Here is a 15,847-nt window from a genome sequence, read left to right on the forward strand (position 1 = left end):
CCTCGCTGCCGTGCCGGACCCTTGCCGCGACCCCGTCGAGGGCACAGGCTGGGCGCATGGAGACCGTCTCGTTCATCGCCATGGCCGACGGCACGCAGGAGGACTACGCCCTGCTCAAGAAGCACGAGGACGCCTTCGTCGCCGCCCTCCCGGACCGGCTGCTCGAGGCCCTGGACGCGCTGAGGTCCTCGCTCGGCGGGTACAAGATCACCCGGCTCGAGCACTCGCTGCAGTCCGCGACGCGGGCCGAGCGGGACGGCCGGGACGAGGAGTACGTCGTCGTCGCCGCGCTGCTCCACGACATCGGCGACGACCTCGCGCCCTACACCCACGGCGAGCTCGCCGCGGCCGTGCTGAAGCCGTACGTCCGGCCCGAGCTGACCTGGGTGATCAAGCACCACGGGGTGTTCCAGCTCTTCTACTACGGCCACCACGTCGGGGCCGACCGCAACGCCCGGGACCGGTTCCGGGAGTCGCCGCACTTCGAGGCCTGCGCCGAGTTCTGCGAGAGGTACGACCAGAACTGCTTCGACCCGGAGTACGACGCACTGCCCGTCGAGCACTTCGAGCCGGTCCTGCGACGGGTGCTCTCCGCGCCGCGGTACCTCCAGGAGGGCATCAGCTGACGGCCGCTCGTCCCGGGTACCAGCAGGGCCTGCCTGGACAGCGCACCCCGACCTACGGTGAGCACATGGACCCGACGGACCCGACGGACCCGACGGACCCGACGGACCTGCGGGCCGAGATCCGGCAGTACCTCAGCTCCCGCCGGGCCCGGCTGACGCCCGAGCAGGCGGGACTGCCTGCGTTCGGCGGCAACCGCCGGGTCAAGGGCCTGCGCCGCGAAGAGGTCGCCATGCTCGCCGGCGTCTCCGTCGACTACTACGTCCGGCTGGAGCGCGGCAGCCTCGCCGGCGCCTCCGAGGGCGTCCTCGACGCGCTCGCGACCGCCCTCCAGCTCGACGACGCCGAGCGTGACCACCTCTACGCGCTCGCGCGCGGGTCGGCCTCCGCCGGCCGGGCGCGTCGCCGGCGCACACCGGCGCACACCGTCCGGCCCCAGGTCCAGCAGGTCCTCGACGCCGTCACGGGCGCCCCGGCGTGGGTCCGCAACGGCCGCCACGACATCCTCGCGACGAACCCGCTCGCACGGGCCCTCTACTCCCCCGTGCTCGACTCCCCCGTGACCGCGGACCCGCGCCGTCCAGCCAACACGGCCCGCTTCGTCTACCTCGACCCCGACGCGGCGCGGGCGTTCTTCGTCGACTACGACCAGGTCGCGCGGGACGCGGCCGCCATCCTGCACCTCGAGGCCGGCCGCGCCCCGCACGACAAGGCGCTCGTCGAGCTCGTCGGCGAGCTGTCGACGCGCAGCCCCACGTTCCGGCGGCACTGGGCCTCGCACGACGTCCGCCACCACCGCAGCGGACGCAAACGGCTGCGGCACCCGGTCGTCGGGCTCCTCGACCTCGACTTCGAGGCGATGTCGCTCGCCGCCGAACCCGGTCTGCAGCTGAACGTCTACACGGCGGCCGCAGGAACGCCGACGGCCGACGGGCTGACGCTGCTCGCCGCCTGGGACGCCACCCGGCCGGCCACCCGCGCCGAGCGGTCCGACGCGGGCTGAACCGCGTCGGCCGGCGTCGGTCACCCGCTCGCGCAGAACGGGTCTGCCGTCACGCGGCGGTGCGGCCCTACCATCCCCTCGTGAAGCGGCGACCTCAGCATGCGCGTCCGGGCTGCACCGTCGGAACCGAGGGGCAGCGGTGAACCCGGCCTCCTGGGTGGAGCGGAACGCGCGGCAGCGGCCGGACCGCCCGGCGCTCGCCGAGGGCGAGCAGGTGCACTCGACGTGGGCCGGCTGGGCCGCGACCGTGGCCGCCGTCGCCGGCGGCCTGCGGACCGGGTTCGGCCTCGCGCCCGGCGACCGGGTCGCGATCGTCATGCGCAACCGGCCCGAGTACCTCGAGACGCTGTTCGCCGTCTGGCACGCCGGTCTCGTCGCCGTCCCGGTCAACGCCCGGCTCCACCGCGAGGAGCTCGCGTACATCCTCGGGCACAGCGCGGCGGCCGTCGTGCTCACCGACGAGGAGCACGCGGACGACGTCCGCTCGCTCGTCGGTGAGGTCGCCTCCCTGCGGGCGGCGGTGGTGGCTCCCGGCGAGGCGTGGACCCGGCTCGTCGCCGCCCCCGCCGCACCGCTGGCGACCCTGCGGCCGCTGGACCCGGCATGGCTCTTCTACACCAGCGGCACGACCGGGCGGCCCAAGGGAGCCACGCTCACCGCCCGCAACCTGCTCATGGCCTCCCTCAGCTACTTCGCCGACATCGACCCGGTCTCGGCGCAGGACGCCGTCCTCCACGCGGCCCCGCTGTCGCACGGCTCCGGCCTCTACGGCCTGCCGCACGTGGCCCGGGGCGCCGTGAGCGTCGTCCCGCGGTCGGGCGGCGTCGACGGCGCGGAGATCGCGGCACTTCTCCAGCGCTGGCCGGGCACGTCGTTCTTCGCCGCACCCACGATGGTCAAGCGGCTGGCCGGCGACGCGGCCGTGGCGGCCGTCGCGCGGGACCACCTCAAGACGATCATCTACGGCGGGGCACCGATGTACCTGGCCGACCTCGAGGACGCCCTGGAGGTCTTCGGCCCGCGGCTGGCCCAGATCTACGGCCAGGGCGAGACCCCGATGACGATCACCGCGCTCTCGAAGGCGGACCACGCCGACCGGGACGACCCCCGGTGGCGTGCACGCATGCAGAGCGTCGGCACCCCGCGCACCGACGTCGAGGTCCGGGTCGTCGACGACGAGGACCGTGAGCTGCCCGCCGGCGAGCCCGGCGAGATCGTCGTCCGCGGCGACGTCGTCATGGCCGGCTACTGGGACGACCCTGCGGCGACGGCCGAGACGCTCCGGGGCGGATGGCTGCACACCGGGGACGTCGGCAGCTTCGACGCCGACGGCTACCTCACCCTGCGCGACCGGTCCAAGGACCTCATCATCAGCGGCGGGATGAACATCTACCCGCGCGAGGTCGAGGAGGCGCTGCTCACCCACCCGGGCGTTCGCGCGGCCGCGGTCGTCGGCAGGCCGGACCCCGAGTGGGGCGAGGCCGTCGTCGCCTTCGTCGTGGCCGACGGCGAGGCAGCACCGCCGCCCGCCGACCTCGACCGGACCTGCCTGGACCGGATCGCCCGCTACAAGCGCCCCAAGGAGTACCGCTTCGTCGACGCCCTCCCGACGAACAACTACGGCAAGGTGGTCAAGAGGGAGCTGCGGCAGCGGCTCCGGGACGAGCCCGGGAGCGCCTTCCTCAACGGATGAACAACGCTGCCGCGGACCGTTCCGCTGCGGTGGTCGCGCTGTTAATGTCCGGGCAGCAGGCCAGGTCACCGGGCGTCGTGCCGCGGCTCACCGGGCCGTGGGATCCCGTACAGCGCCGTCCGGAGGTCGTCATGAAGCTCGCCCTGTACCTGCCCAACTTCCGCGACAAGGTCACGGTCAAGGAGCTCGAGGACCTGACCGCCCTCGCCGAGGAGCTCGACTTCGACTCGGTCTGGACCCTCGACCGGATCGTCGTCCCGGAGGCCTCCGACCGCGGGGAGCTGCAGTTCCCGTTCGGGATGATGACCGAGTTCCCCAAGGCGCTGCCGGTCTCCTCGCGCGGCGAGTGGTACCAGGGCTGGCCGCTCATCCCCTGGCTGGCGGCGAAGACGTCGAAGGTGCGGATCGGCATGAGCATCATCGACACGCCGTACCGCGCTCCCGGTGTCCTCGCGGCCGAGCTCGCGACCGTCGACCACCTCTCGAACGGCCGGCTCAACGTCGGCATCGGCTCCGGCTGGATGCCGGAGGAGTTCGCGGCCTCCAGCGCCGCGCACCTGTTCCCCCGGCGGCACGCGCACGTGCGGGAGACCATCGAGATCATGCAGGGCATCTGGGGCAACGACCTCTTCGAGTACCACGGGGAGTTCGCCGACTTCGAGCGCTGCGGCTTCGGCGCCAAGCCGCTGCAGGACCCGCACCCGCCGATCTACTTCAGCGGCCTCAAGGACCCCAAGCGCTCTGCCGCCCGGATCGCCAAGTACGACCTGGCGGGCTGGATCGGCATCCAGGACACCCCTGAGGAGCTCGCCAACTGGCGGACGGCGATCCACCGCGAGCTCGAGGACATCGGCAGCGCGCGGTCGGTCGAGGACCTCGACATCTGCAGCATGATCTGGTTCGTCATCACCGACACCGAGACCGACCAGACCCCCGCCGGCAAGGGCACCAACCTGCTCGCCGGCACCGCCGCGCAGATCACCGACACCCTCAAGCGCTACAAGGAGGCGGGTATGACGATGCCTCTGCTGTGGCCGCCGTTCGCGGACGTCCCCGTCTCCAAGACGCTCGACGACCTGAAGCGGCTCAAGGAGGAGATCATGCCGAAGGTCGAGGCCAGCTGACCCGCACCGGGTCCTGCCGATGACGGATGCCCTGCCCCTGCTGGGGTGCGGGCTCCCCGTCGCGGGCAGCTGGGCGACCCAGGCGACCATCGGCCGGGTCGCCCGGCAGGCCGAGGCGCTCGGGTACGCGTCGCTGTGGACCTTCCAGCGTCTGCTCCGGCCGGACGACGCGGACCTCGAGCCTGCCCACCGGGCGGTGCTCGACCCCGTGGTCGCCCTGACCCTCGCGGCCGGCTGGACGACGCGGATCGGGCTCGGGACGGCGACGATCTGCGCGCCGTTCACGCCGCCGGTCGTGCTCGCCAAGACGCTGACGTCGCTGGACGTCCTGTCCGGCGGCCGGCTCACCGCCGGGCTCGGGATCGGTTGGCTGCCGCAGGAGTACGCGGCGGCCGGCGTGCCGTTCGAGCGCCGCGGCGCACGCATGGAGGAGTACCTGCACTGCCTCCACGCGCTGTGGACGCAGGACCCGGTGGAGTTCTCCGGCGAGTTCTACACGGTCCCGCGCTCGCGCACGGGGCCGCCGCCGGTGCAGCGCCCCCACCCGCCGGTGCTGCTCGGCGGCACCGCCGTCCCGGCGCTGCGCCGCGCGGGCCGGCTGACGCAGGGCTGGATCGGCAGCAGCCGGCACGACCCCGCCGCGATCGGCGACTGCGTCGCGGCGGTCCGCGAGGGTGCGCGCGAGGCGGGCAGGGACCCGCACGCGCTGCGGATCGTCGTGCGCGGCGTCGTCGACCTCGTCGACCGCGCCCCCGGCGGCACCCGCCGACCGTTGCAGGGGACGCGCGAGCAGGTGCTCGACGACCTCGCCGCGTTGAGCGCGCAGGGCGTCACCGAGGTCTTCCTCGACCTCAACCTCGCGCCCCGGGTCAGCGCGCCCGACGCCGTCGAGCACGCGTCGCTCGCCTACGCCGAGCACGTGCTCGACGCCTTCGCCCCGGTCCGCCTCAGCCCGCCGGCAGGGTGAGGGTGACCGTGGTCCCGACGCCGACGGCGCTCTCGATCCCGAGCCGGCCGCCCATCGTCGTGGTGAGGCCGTGGGCGAGCGAGAGACCGAGCCCGATCCCGCCGTCCGCGGCCAGCTCGCTCCCGAGCCGGTCGAACGGGACGAAGAGCCGCTCGCGCAGGTCCTCGGGGATCCCCCGACCGGTGTCCTCGACCCGCAGGACGACGCACCCGTCGTCGTCCGGCCCGGCCGCCGTGAGCGTCACCGTTCCGTCCGTCCGGTTGTAGCGGATCCCGTTCGACACCAGGTTGATGAGCACCTGGCGGAGCCGGCGCTCGTCCGCGCGGGCGTGCACGGCGGGCCCCGGCCCGACGACGAGGGTGACCGCGCCCGCCGCGGCGACCGGGGCGAGCAGCTCGACCACCTCGTGGAAGAGCAGGCCCACGTCGACCCGGACCTGTTCCACGGGAAGGGCACCGGCCTCGATCCGGGAGATGTCGAGGACGTCGTCGACGAGCGCGGTGACGTGCGCGGACGCCGCCTCGATGTGCTCGAGCGCGGCCGTCCGCCGGTCCGGCGGCAGCTCCAGGGTGCGCAGCAGCTCGGTGAAGCCGCGGATGGCCTGCAGCGGCGTGCGGATCTCGTGGCTCATCGCGGAGAGGAAGTCCGTCTTGGCCCGGCTGGCCGCCTCGGCGACGCTGCGGGCCACCTCGGCCTCACGACGGCCGCGGCGCTCGGCCTCGGCGATGTCCCGCTGGGTGACGTCGAGGAGGTTGAGGCTCACCAGCCGCGGGACGCCGTCCGCCGCCCGGACCGCGGACGCCGTGACCGCCAGCCGCAGCACCGTGCCGTCCGGACGGCGGGCCAGCGCCTCGAGGTGCGCGCTCCCCTGTGTGGCCCCCCCGACGATCCCGGCGACCGGGGCCGGCGCGCCCGGGTCACCGGAGGGCACGGGCGCGACGACGTCCGCGAGCGCCGTCCCGAGCAGCGCGGTCTCGCCGCGGCCCAGCATCCGGGCGAGCGCCTCGTTGACCTTGACGAAGCGGCCGTCGAGGTCGGTGAGGGCCATCCCGACGGCGTTGTCCTCGAACGCGTGCCGGAAGCGCTCCTCGCTCTCCGCGAGCGCCCCGAAGAGCCCGGCGTGGTCGATGGCGACGGACGCCAGGTGCGTGAGCCGCTCGACGAGGAGCTCCTCGCGAGGTGTCGGCCGGTGCGGGTGACCGGTGTAGACGGCGAACGTGCCGACGATGCCCGAGCGGGCCCGGATCGGTGTCGACCAGCACGAGCGCAGCCCGTGCGGGCGGGCCGTCTCGCGGTAGCGCGACCAGCGCGGGTCGGTCATGACGTCCTCGGCGACGACAGGGTGCCCGGTGTGGGCCGCGGTCCCGCAGGACCCGGCGTCCGGGCCGATGCCGAGGCCGTCGATGGCCTCGACGTACTGCGCCGGGAGGCTCGGCGCCGCGCCGTGCCGCAGCGTCCCGGTGGCGTTGTCCAGCAGGAGGATCGAGCAGCGGGCGGCGTCGAGCAGCCCCTCGAGCGCGGTGACGACCGACGAGAGGACGTCGCCCAGCGGCGCCCCGCCCGCGATGAGTTCCAGGACCCTCGTCTGGGAGTCGAGCAGCCGCAGGGTGTCGTCCCGGGCGAGGCCGCCCGCCGCGGGCCCGGGCGGCGCGACGGGAGAGGCCGTCGGAGAGGTCACGTCAGGGCTCCAGCCGGTAGCCGACGCCGCGGACGGTCCGCAGCCACCGCGGTCGCGACGGGTCCGGCTCGACCTTGGACCGGATCCGGTGCACGTGCTCGGTCACGGTGGCCTCGCCCTGCCAGCCCGCGTCGCTGGCCCACACCCGGGTCAGCAGCTGCGCCCGGGTGAAGACCTGCCGCGGGTGCGCGACGAGGAACGCCAGGAGGTCGAACTCCCGCGCGGTGAGGTCGACCGCACGACCGTCGACGAGGACCTCACGGGCCGCGGCGTGCACCCGAAGACCCGCGACGGGGCCGGCGGCCGGCGGGTCCTCCGTGCCGACCGGCCGGGCCGCACGCCGCAGCACGGACCGGACGCGCGCGGCGAGCTCCGCCGGCGAGAAGGGCTTGGCGAGGTAGTCGTCGGCGCCCAGGTCGAGACCGACGATGCGGTCCGTCTCGCCGCTGCGGCCGGACAGGATGATGACCGGCAGCGCCCCGTCACCCGTCGCCCGGACCCGCCGCAGGACGTCGAGCCCGCCCACCCCGGGCATCGACAGATCCAGGACGACGAGGTCGGGCCGGTCCTGGGTGAGCCGCTCGAGTGCGGCGCCACCGTTCTCGGCGCACACCACGGTGTACCCCTCTGCCTCGAGCTTCCAGGACAGGAGCGTGCGGATCCGCTCGTCGTCGTCCACGACGAGCACGCGGGTCGCGGCAGCCACCGGCACCTCCTCACCGTCGAGGCGTGCCCTGATCGTGCCGGGAGGGCGGCTCCGCGGCAATGGGGGGCGGCCGTCCGCGGGGCGATCGAGATGCCGTCGGTGCGTGCGGACCGGGCCTACGCCGTGGACCCGGCCTGCTCCTGCACCGCGCCGACGGCGCCGCTGACCGCACCGGCGTCGGCGTCGGCCGTCGCCGCCGGGCCGAGGATCCCGCGGAGCTGGTCGATCTGCGTCGCGATCTCGTCCCGCTGCCGGACCAGCGCGTCGACCTCGTCCCCGGCCGCGCCGCGGACCGACCCGGCCTCGGTGTCGGCCTCGGCCGTCGTCCGGTCGGCGAGCGCGCGGGCCTCGGCGAGCGTCTGGTCCGCCGTCTGCTGCGCGTCAGCGACGAGGGTCGTCGCGTACTCCTCGGCGTCCCGGCGGGCCTTCTCCGCCCGGGCGATCGCCGTCGCCTCCTCCTGCTCGGCCGCCTCCCGCCGGGCCGTCGCGTCCGCGAGCTGCCGGGTCGTCCCGGCGACGGACTGGTCCTGACGCTCGCGGCCGAGCCGTTCGGCNCACCGAGCGCGAGGTCGCCGAGCGGCGCGCAGCGGGGCGAGCTCGCGCTTCACCCCGGTCCGCAGCGCGGCGGTCTCCTGCTCCGCGGCGGACCGGAGCGCCGAGGCCTCCCGCTCCACGCCTGCGAGGAGGTCGGCCGCCTCCCGGTTCGCGGCGGTGAGGACCTGCTCGGCGTGCTCGGCGGCGGACCGGCGCAGCTGCTCGGACTCTCCGTGGGCGGCGACCCTGAGGTCCGCGGACTCGCTGCGTGCCGTGTCGCGCAGGGCGCGGGCCCGGACGGCGGCGTCACCCTCGATCTGGGCGGCGTCCGCGGCAGCGAGCTGGACGACGTCCCAGGCCTGCTCCTGGGTCAGCCGCAGCAGCCGGTCCACCCCGGCGCCGAGGCCGCTGCTGCGCGAGACCCGCTGCACCTCGTGCACCTGGCCGCGGGCCTGGGCCACCTGGTCGGCGAGGCCCTCCGCCCGGTGGTCGATCGCCTCGACCCGGGCCTGCGCATCCGCCACGGCCGCCTCGAGACGGGCCACCGCAGCGTCGACCTCACCGCGGTCGTAGCCGCGGGAGACCGTCCGGAAGTCGGGCCTGCTGTCCGTTGCGTCCACGCCCGTGCACCTCGCAGATCGCTGAGCCCTCGGAGTCGGTGGGGCGACGTGTTAAGCATCCCACGGCCGGTGCCCCGGGAGGCCCGGACGCGCAGGTCCGCCGGAGAACGCCGCTGCTCCGGCCCACTAGCATCTGAGCCGTCGTGTCCCCGGAACGAGCCCCGGCGCCGCCGCTGGGACGTCGGAGGTCCCTGTGCCACATGTCGTCGACTTCCGGACGGTCTCCACGACCGGTCTGGAGTCCTCCCCCGTCGCCGACGCGCTGGCGGGCCTGCGGGCCAACGAGGCCCGCTACTTCAAGAACAAGTACGACCACGTCTTCACGGTCGAGGCCGCGGACGACGCGGCGGACACGATCGCCTGGGTGCACCGCATCCTCGAGACCGAGCGCGACATCGTCGTCGCGTCGCGCCCGCTCGAGGCCTGCGGCTTCGTCACCGGCGGGATCCGCTTCGCGTACGTCTTCTACGAGTCGGGGCTGGCGATCAACGTCATGTACGGGCTCGAGGACGGCGGGAAGCGCGCCGTCGGCTTCAAGCTGTCCGAGGGCATGCCGGTCCCGGACGAGCTCGCGTCCCGGTTCAAGTTCGCGACCCAGCGGTCCACGCTCGCCGGCACGATCCGCGGCTCCTTCTTCGTCATCAAGGGCGAGCACTGACGAGCGCGGTGCGTACGACGACGAGGTTCAGCGCGCGCCGCGCGCCGGTGCCGGGGTGGACGCCCGCAGGACGAGGCGGGTCGGGATCGGCGTGTCCTCGGTGACCGTGAGCGGTTCCTCGACGGCGAGCAGGACCTTCTGCATGATCAGCTGTCCCAGCTGCTCGAACTCCTGCCGCACGGTGGTCAGCGCCGGGTACAGGTAGCCGGCCTCGGGCACGTCGTCGAACCCGACGACCGCGACCTCCTCGGGGACCGCGAGCCCGCGCTCCCGCAGCGCCGACAGCAGCCCGATGGCCATGTGGTCGTTGCCCACGAAGACGGCGTCCCCCGGCCCGAGCGCCTGCTGCAGCCCCAGCCGGTACCCGCTCGCGGCGCTCCAGTCGCCGTGCTCCGGCTCGACCACCTCGAGGCGGCGGGAGGCGAGCTCGTCCCGCCAGCCGCGGACCCGCTCGATGGCGTCCAGCGCCGTGGGAGGGCCGGCCAGGTGCAGGATCCGCTCGTAGCCGAGCTCGGCGAGGTGACGCACGGCGGACCGCGCCCCCCGGTACTGGTCGATCGACACCACGAGCGGTCCGCGCCGGGCCGCGGACGCCGCGGCGACGAGGGGGACCGCCAGGTCGAGGCCCTTGACGGCCTCGAGCACCGAGACGTCGGCGACGACGAGGACGAGCCCGTCGACCCGCTGGCGCAGCAGCCCGTCGATGACCTCGCGGACCGCCTGGGGGTCGTCGGGCGCGCTCACCGACTGCACGTGGTAGCGCGCGGCACGGGCCGCGAAGCTGAAGTGCATGGCGATCGACGTCGGGCCGTAGTCGGAGACCCCGGGCGTGACCAGCCCGATCGTCCGGGTGCGTCGGGTGACCAGGGCCCGGGCCGCCGGCGAGGGGCTGTACTGGAGCTGGGCGATGGCCTTCTGCACGCGCGCCCGTGTCGCCGGCCGGACGCTCGGGTGGTCGTTGATGACGCGCGAGACGGTCTGGTGGGACACGCCTGCGAGCCGCGCGACGTCGAAGATGTTGGCGTCCCGGTCCCGGCGCCCGGGGACCGCCGACGTGCCGGGCTCAGCCATCGATCCCGTCGGCTCCCGTGACGAGCGCCGTGAGCGAGTCGACCGTGAGGTCCTCCGCCGCCAGTGTCTCCAGCACCCGCCCACTCTGCAGGATCGCGACCCGGTTGCCGACCCGGAGCACCTCGTCGAGCTCGACCGAGATGAACATCACCGCGACCCCGTTGTCGGCCAGCTCGCGGACGAGGTTCTGCACCTCGACCTTCGAACCGACGTCGATGCCTCGGGTCGGCTCGTCGAGGACGAGCACCCGCGGTGCGAGTGCGAGAAGCCTGGCCAGCAGCACCTTCTGCTGGTTGCCGCCCGACAGGGTGCCTGCCGGGCGGTCGAGGTCGGCCGGCCGGATGTCCAGCGCCTCCACCCAGCTCGCGGCCAGCTCACGCTTGCGGGCCTCGGGCAGCCGGCGCAGGACGCCGCGCTCCGCCTGCAGGGCGAGGGTGATGTTCTCCGCCACGCTCAGCTCGCTGATGATGCCCTCGGTGCGGCGGTTCTCCGAGGAGTAGACGACCCCGAGGCGGATCGCCGGACGCGGCCCGGGGAACGACGCCTCGTCGCCCCGGACCCGCAGGACACCGCCGCGGACCGGGTCGATCCCGGTCATGGCCCGGGCCAGCTCGGAGCGGCCCGAGCCGAGCAGCCCGGCCACCCCGAGGACCTCGCCGGGCAGCAGGTCGACGTCGGCACCGTGCACACCGGTCGCGACCAGCCCGCGGGCGCTGAGGTACGGGGGCTCCTGCGGCCCGGCGACGCGCAGCACCGGCGCGAGCCGCCGCGCGACGCGCCGGTCGCCGACCATCGCCTGCACGAGGTCGATCCGCAGCAGCTCCCGCGTGAGGTACTCCCCCACGCAGCGACCGTCGCGCAGCACGGTGACGCGGTCGCACAGCTCGTAGACCTGCTCGAGGAAGTGCGACACGAACAGGACGGCGGCACCGCGCGCCTTGAGCTGCCGGACGACGCGGAACAGCTCGGCGCACTCGTCGGCGTCGAGGCTGGAGGTCGGCTCGTCGAGGACGAGCACCCGCAGGTCGGTGGAGACCGCCCGCGCGATCGCGACGAGCTGCTGCACCGCGAGCGAGTGCGTCCCGAGCTGCGACATCACGTCGAGGCTCACCCCGAGGGTGTCGAGCGCACGGCGGGCGTGCTCGCGCATCGCGGGCCAGTCGACCATCCCGAAGCGCCGGGGCTCGCGACCGAGGCAGATGTTCTCCGCCACGGAGAGGTTGGGCAGGAGGTCGATCTCCTGGTAGACGGACGAGACACCGGCGCGCTGGGCCTGGAGCGGGTTGCGGAAGACGCACGGGCGGCCGTCGACCGTCATGACGCCCGCGGCGAGCGGGAGCGCACCGGTGATCGCCTTGACGAGGGTCGACTTGCCCGCGCCGTTCTCGCCCATCAGGGAGTGGATCTCCCCCGGGAGCAGCCGGAAGTCGACGCCGTCGAGGACCAGCTCGTCGCCCAGGCGCACCGAGGCGCCCCTGAGCTCCAGCAGGGGGGTCGGCTCCACCGTCTCCGGGACGGCGCGCTCTAGCGTCGCCGGGCCGATCGCACGACGATCACCTGCTGGATCACGATGAAGACCAGCAGCAGCATCCCGATGGTGATCTGGGTCCAGGATTGCTCGGCCCCCTTGAACGAGATGATGGTCTTGATGGTGCCATACACGAGCACACCGACCAGGGATCCGAGGACGTACCCGACCCCGCCGCTCAGCAGGGTCCCGCCGATGACCACGGCGGCGATGACGTCCAGCTCTGTGCCGATGCCGTTGCGCGGGTACCCCGCACCGGAGTAGGCGGTGAGCACCAGGCCGCCGAGACCGCTGCAGGCCCCGCTCACCACGTAGACCAGCACCCTGGTCCGGGCCACGTCGAGGCCCATGAGGCGTGCCGACTGCTCGTCGCCGCCGATGGCGTAGACGGTGCGCCCGAACCGGGTGTAGGCCAGGGTGAACGCCCCCGCCGCCAGCACGACGACGGCGATGATCCCGGTGGGGGTGATGTACCAGTCGCCGACCCCGAACCGGGTGGACTGCAGCCACAGGATCGAGGAGCTCTGCACCTTGACGGACTGCAGGCTGACGACGAAGGCGAGCCCCCGGGCCAGGAACAGGCCTGCCAGCGAGGCGATGAACGGCTGGACGTCGAAGTACTGGACGAGGACGCCGATCATGAGGCCGATGGCCGCGCCGCCGAGGATCATCACGGGGACGACGACGGCCGGCGACAGGCCGGACGCCAGCATCCTCGCCCCGAGGATCCCGGTGAACGCGAGCACCGAGCCCACCGACAGGTCGATCCCACCGGTGAGGATGACCAGGGTCATCCCGACCGCGAGGATGATCAGGTAGGCGTGGTCCAGCAGCAGGGCCGACAGGTTGCGCGGCGTGAGGAAGTTGCCGAAGTAGACCTGCGCGCCGACGAGCAGCAGGGCGAGGATGCCGACCGCGGCCGCGGTCGGCAGCGCCGACGCGTGCCGGTCGACCAGGCGGGAGAGCCCTGCCGTCGGGCGGGCGACGACCGGGGGCTCGAGGGTCGTCATGCGGACACCTCCACGTCTCGGGCGGGCTTCTCGGGGGCGGGGACTGCCCTGCGCCGTCGGCCGGACAGCCGGCGGACCCGGCTGTGCAGCTGCGGGGACTGGACGAGCACGACGACCGCGACGACGACCGCGAAGAAGACCGGGCTCTGGGCGGACGAGACGCCGAGGAAGAGCACCGTCGACTGCAGGGTCTGGATGACGAGGACGCCGACCACGGTGCCGGCGATGCTGAACTTGCCGCCCAGCAGGGACGTGCGGCCCAGGACGACGGCCAGGATCGCGTAGAGCTCGATGAACTCCCCGGCGGCGTTCGCGTCCGCAGCCATGATGTTCGAGCTGTAGAGGATGCCCGCGAGCCCGGCGAGCGCGCCGCTGGCCACGTAGGCCGTGAAGACGATGCCGCGGGAGCGGACGCCGGCCAGCCGGCTCGCCTCGGGGTTGATCCCCACCGCCTCGGTGAGCAGCCCCAGGGCGGTGCGCCGCTCGACCAGGGCGACGACGGCGATCGCGGACGCCGACAGGAACAGGGCGAAGGGCAGGCCCAGCAGGTAGCCGCTCGCGACGAACTTCAGCGGCGGGCTCACCACGGTGGTGATGAACCCGCCGGTGACGAGCAGGGCGACACCGCGGCCGGCCAGCATGAGCACGAGGGTGGCGACGATCGGCTGGACGCGCAGGACGGTCACGAGGAACCCGTTCCACATGCCGAGGACCACGCCGATCCCGACGCCCGCAGCGATCGCGACGATGACCGTGCCGACGTCACCGGGGTCGGCGGAGCGGTCGATGAGGGTCAGCGCGACCGCGCCGGAGACGGCCATCACCGCCCCGACCGACAGGTCGATGCCGCGGGTGGCGATGACCAGCGTCATCCCCAGCGCGACCATCATGAGCGGCGCGCTCTGCCGCAGGATGTCGACGAGGGCGCCGTAGAGGTGCCCGTCCCGCACGGCGACCCGGATGAAGCTGGGCCGGACGGCGGCGTTCAGCACGACGAGCGCGAGCAGCGAGAGCACCGGCCAGAAGAGGCGGTGGTGCACCGTCCGGGCCATCACCGGACCTCCTCCGGATCCCCCGCGCCGGGCCGGCCGGCATGTGCCATGAACGCGACGAGACCGTCGATGTCGGTCTCGCGGGAGTCCACCGCACCGATCCGCCGCCGGTCACGCATGACCACGATCCGCTGGGCCAATCGAAGCACTTCCTCGAGCTCGGAGGAGATGAACAGTACGGACAGGCCGCGGTCGGCGAGCTCCGCCACCTTCCGCTGGATGTCGGCCTTCGCCCCGACGTCGATGCCGCGCGTCGGCTCGTCGAGGATGAGCAGCTCCGGCGCCGTGGCGAGCCACCGGCCGAGCAGCACCTTCTGCTGGTTGCCGCCGGACAGGTTGCGCACCAGCATGTCCGGGTCCGCGGGCCGGACGCCGAGCGCCTGCATGTACTCGGCGACGACGGCGGTCCGCTCGGACCGGCGCAGCGGCCGGAGCCAGCCGCGGCGGGCCTGCAGACCGAGCAGGATGTTCTCGGCGACGGTCAGGTCGCCGACCACTCCCTCGCCCCGGCGGTCCTCGGACGAGAAGGCGATCCCCTGGAGCATCGCCTGGCGCGGGGTCGACAGGCGCACCGGCTCACCGCGCACCTCGATCGTCCCGCTGGTCGTGGTGTCGGCGCCGGCCAGCAGGCGCGCGAGCTCGGTCCGCCCGGAACCGAGCAGCCCGGCCAGCCCGACGACCTCGCCGGCGTACACGTCGACGTCGACCGGTTCCAGCGAGCCGGCGCGCCCGATCCCGGTGGCCCGGAGCACCGGCGGCGGGGTCCGGTCGACGACTCGGGCGGCGCTGCGGGCGATCGTCTCGAGCTCCTCGAGCTCGCGACCGATCATCTTGCTCACGAGCTCGCCGCGCGGCAGCTCGTCCGCCAGGTACTCCCCGACCAGCCGGCCGTTGCGCAGCACGGTGATGCGGTCGCAGATCTCGTACACCTGGTCGAGGAAGTGGCTGATGAAGACGACGGCGACGCCCTGGTCGCGCAGGTCCCGGACGACTGTGAACAGCCGCTCCACCTCTCCGCGGTCCAGGCTCGAGGTCGGTTCGTCGAGGATGAGGACGCGGGCGTCGAGGACCATCGCGCGGCAGATCGCCACGAGCTGCCTGACGGCGAGCGGATGGCTGTCGAGGGTCGAGCGGGGGTCGACGTCGAGCCCGAAGCGGCGCAGGTGGCCGAGCGCCGACTCGTGCGCGGCACGCCAGTCGATGCGGCCGCGGCGACGGGGCTCGTGCCCGAGGGTGATGTTCTCGCCGACCGACAGGTTGGGGCAGAGGTTCACCTCCTGGTACACGGTGGCGATCCCGGCGCGCTCCGCGTCCGCCGTCGAGGCGAAGGTCCGGCCGACGCCGTCGACCGCGATGCTGCCGGCGTCGATGCCCTGCACCCCGGTCAGTGCCTTGATGAGGGTGGACTTCCCGGCCCCGTTCTCACCGAGCAGGGCGTGCACCTCGCCGCGCCGCAGCCGCAGGTCGACCCCGTCGAGCGCCAGGACGCCGGGGAACTGCACCGTGATGCCGCTCATCTCGATCACGGTGTCCCGCTCCGTGGGCCGGGCCTGCAGCGGCGGGTTCGTCGGGGACATGC

At 73.8% G+C, this 15,847-nt stretch carries 13 protein-coding genes and 2 pseudogenes; 6 read left to right on the plus strand and 9 right to left on the minus strand.

Annotated elements, in window-relative coordinates; genetic code table 11:
* The first annotated feature begins 56 nt into the window (after positions 1 to 56).
* From EDJALFJO_RS21440 to EDJALFJO_RS21460, 5 genes are all read left to right on the plus strand, one after another.
* Positions 57 to 626: an HD domain-containing protein gene (locus EDJALFJO_RS21440; protein ID WP_088288332.1), complete on the plus strand. Its 570-nt coding sequence runs from the start codon at positions 57 to 59 to the stop codon at positions 624 to 626.
* Between the two features lie 65 nt (positions 627 to 691).
* Positions 692 to 1,627, plus strand: a complete 936-nt coding sequence (locus tag EDJALFJO_RS21445) for a helix-turn-helix transcriptional regulator (protein WP_088288333.1) — start codon at positions 692 to 694, stop codon at positions 1,625 to 1,627.
* A gap of 139 nt (positions 1,628 to 1,766) precedes the next feature.
* Entirely contained in the window at positions 1,767 to 3,320 is a 1,554-nt protein-coding gene (locus EDJALFJO_RS21450; protein ID WP_088288334.1) for an AMP-binding protein, read from the plus strand.
* 131 nt (positions 3,321 to 3,451) lie between these two features.
* A complete protein-coding gene (locus tag EDJALFJO_RS21455) occupies positions 3,452 to 4,444 on the plus strand; it encodes an LLM class flavin-dependent oxidoreductase (protein WP_088288335.1) in 993 nt (330 codons plus the stop codon).
* A 19-nt stretch (positions 4,445 to 4,463) separates the two neighbouring features.
* Positions 4,464 to 5,411 (plus strand): TIGR03619 family F420-dependent LLM class oxidoreductase, encoded by a 948-nt coding sequence (locus tag EDJALFJO_RS21460; protein WP_088288336.1) that lies wholly within the window; start codon positions 4,464 to 4,466, stop codon positions 5,409 to 5,411.
* Here EDJALFJO_RS21460 and EDJALFJO_RS21465 read toward each other — a convergent pair.
* From EDJALFJO_RS21465 to EDJALFJO_RS36525, 4 genes and pseudogenes are all read right to left on the minus strand, one after another.
* On the minus strand, positions 5,392 to 7,089 hold the full coding sequence (locus tag EDJALFJO_RS21465) for a GAF domain-containing sensor histidine kinase (protein WP_088288337.1): 1,698 nt from the start codon (positions 7,087 to 7,089) through the stop codon (positions 5,392 to 5,394). The two genes, EDJALFJO_RS21460 and EDJALFJO_RS21465, sit on opposite strands and share 20 nt — an antisense overlap.
* Position 7,090: 1 nt before the next feature.
* Positions 7,091 to 7,795 (minus strand): response regulator transcription factor, encoded by a 705-nt coding sequence (locus EDJALFJO_RS21470; RefSeq protein ID WP_198950521.1) that lies wholly within the window; start codon positions 7,793 to 7,795, stop codon positions 7,091 to 7,093.
* 116 nt (positions 7,796 to 7,911) lie between these two features.
* A pseudogene (locus tag EDJALFJO_RS35735) lies at positions 7,912 to 8,349 on the minus strand (hypothetical protein); the annotation flags it as partial.
* Position 8,350: 1 nt separating this feature from the next.
* Positions 8,351 to 8,949: pseudogene (locus tag EDJALFJO_RS36525) on the minus strand (DivIVA domain-containing protein); the annotation flags it as partial.
* Positions 8,950 to 9,142: 193 nt separating this feature from the next.
* On the opposite strand from EDJALFJO_RS36525, the gene EDJALFJO_RS21480 reads away from it, so the two are divergent.
* Positions 9,143 to 9,607, plus strand: a complete 465-nt coding sequence (locus EDJALFJO_RS21480) for a phage tail protein (protein WP_088288340.1) — start codon at positions 9,143 to 9,145, stop codon at positions 9,605 to 9,607.
* Between the two features lie 27 nt (positions 9,608 to 9,634).
* On the opposite strand, the gene EDJALFJO_RS21485 is transcribed toward EDJALFJO_RS21480, so the two are convergent.
* The 5 genes from EDJALFJO_RS21485 to EDJALFJO_RS21505 are packed head-to-tail and all read right to left on the minus strand — an operon-like array spanning position 9,635 to position 15,845.
* Positions 9,635 to 10,678 carry a LacI family DNA-binding transcriptional regulator gene (locus EDJALFJO_RS21485; RefSeq protein ID WP_088288341.1) on the minus strand — a complete coding sequence of 348 codons (1,044 nt, stop codon included), beginning with the start codon at positions 10,676 to 10,678 and terminating at the stop codon, positions 9,635 to 9,637.
* The gene (locus EDJALFJO_RS21490) at positions 10,671 to 12,182 is read right to left on the minus strand and encodes a sugar ABC transporter ATP-binding protein (protein WP_088288342.1); all 1,512 of its coding nucleotides are present in this window, start codon (positions 12,180 to 12,182) and stop codon (positions 10,671 to 10,673) included. Before EDJALFJO_RS21490 ends, EDJALFJO_RS21485 begins: the two co-directional genes overlap by 8 nt.
* A 20-nt stretch (positions 12,183 to 12,202) precedes the next feature.
* The gene (locus tag EDJALFJO_RS21495; RefSeq protein WP_088288343.1) at positions 12,203 to 13,216 is read right to left on the minus strand and encodes a hypothetical protein; all 1,014 of its coding nucleotides are present in this window, start codon (positions 13,214 to 13,216) and stop codon (positions 12,203 to 12,205) included.
* Positions 13,213 to 14,268, minus strand: coding sequence for an ABC transporter permease (locus EDJALFJO_RS21500; protein WP_088288344.1), 1,056 nt, complete (start codon positions 14,266 to 14,268; stop codon positions 13,213 to 13,215). Before EDJALFJO_RS21500 ends, EDJALFJO_RS21495 begins: the two co-directional genes overlap by 4 nt.
* Positions 14,268 to 15,845, minus strand: a complete 1,578-nt coding sequence (locus tag EDJALFJO_RS21505; RefSeq protein WP_088288345.1) for a sugar ABC transporter ATP-binding protein — start codon at positions 15,843 to 15,845, stop codon at positions 14,268 to 14,270. The genes EDJALFJO_RS21500 and EDJALFJO_RS21505 overlap by 1 nt, the downstream gene beginning before the upstream one ends.
* Between the last annotated feature and the right edge of the window lie 2 nt (positions 15,846 to 15,847).

The sequence above is a fragment of the Kineosporia sp. A_224 genome, from assembly GCF_002198655.1.
GTDB lineage: Bacteria > Actinomycetota > Actinomycetes > Actinomycetales > Kineosporiaceae > R-H-3.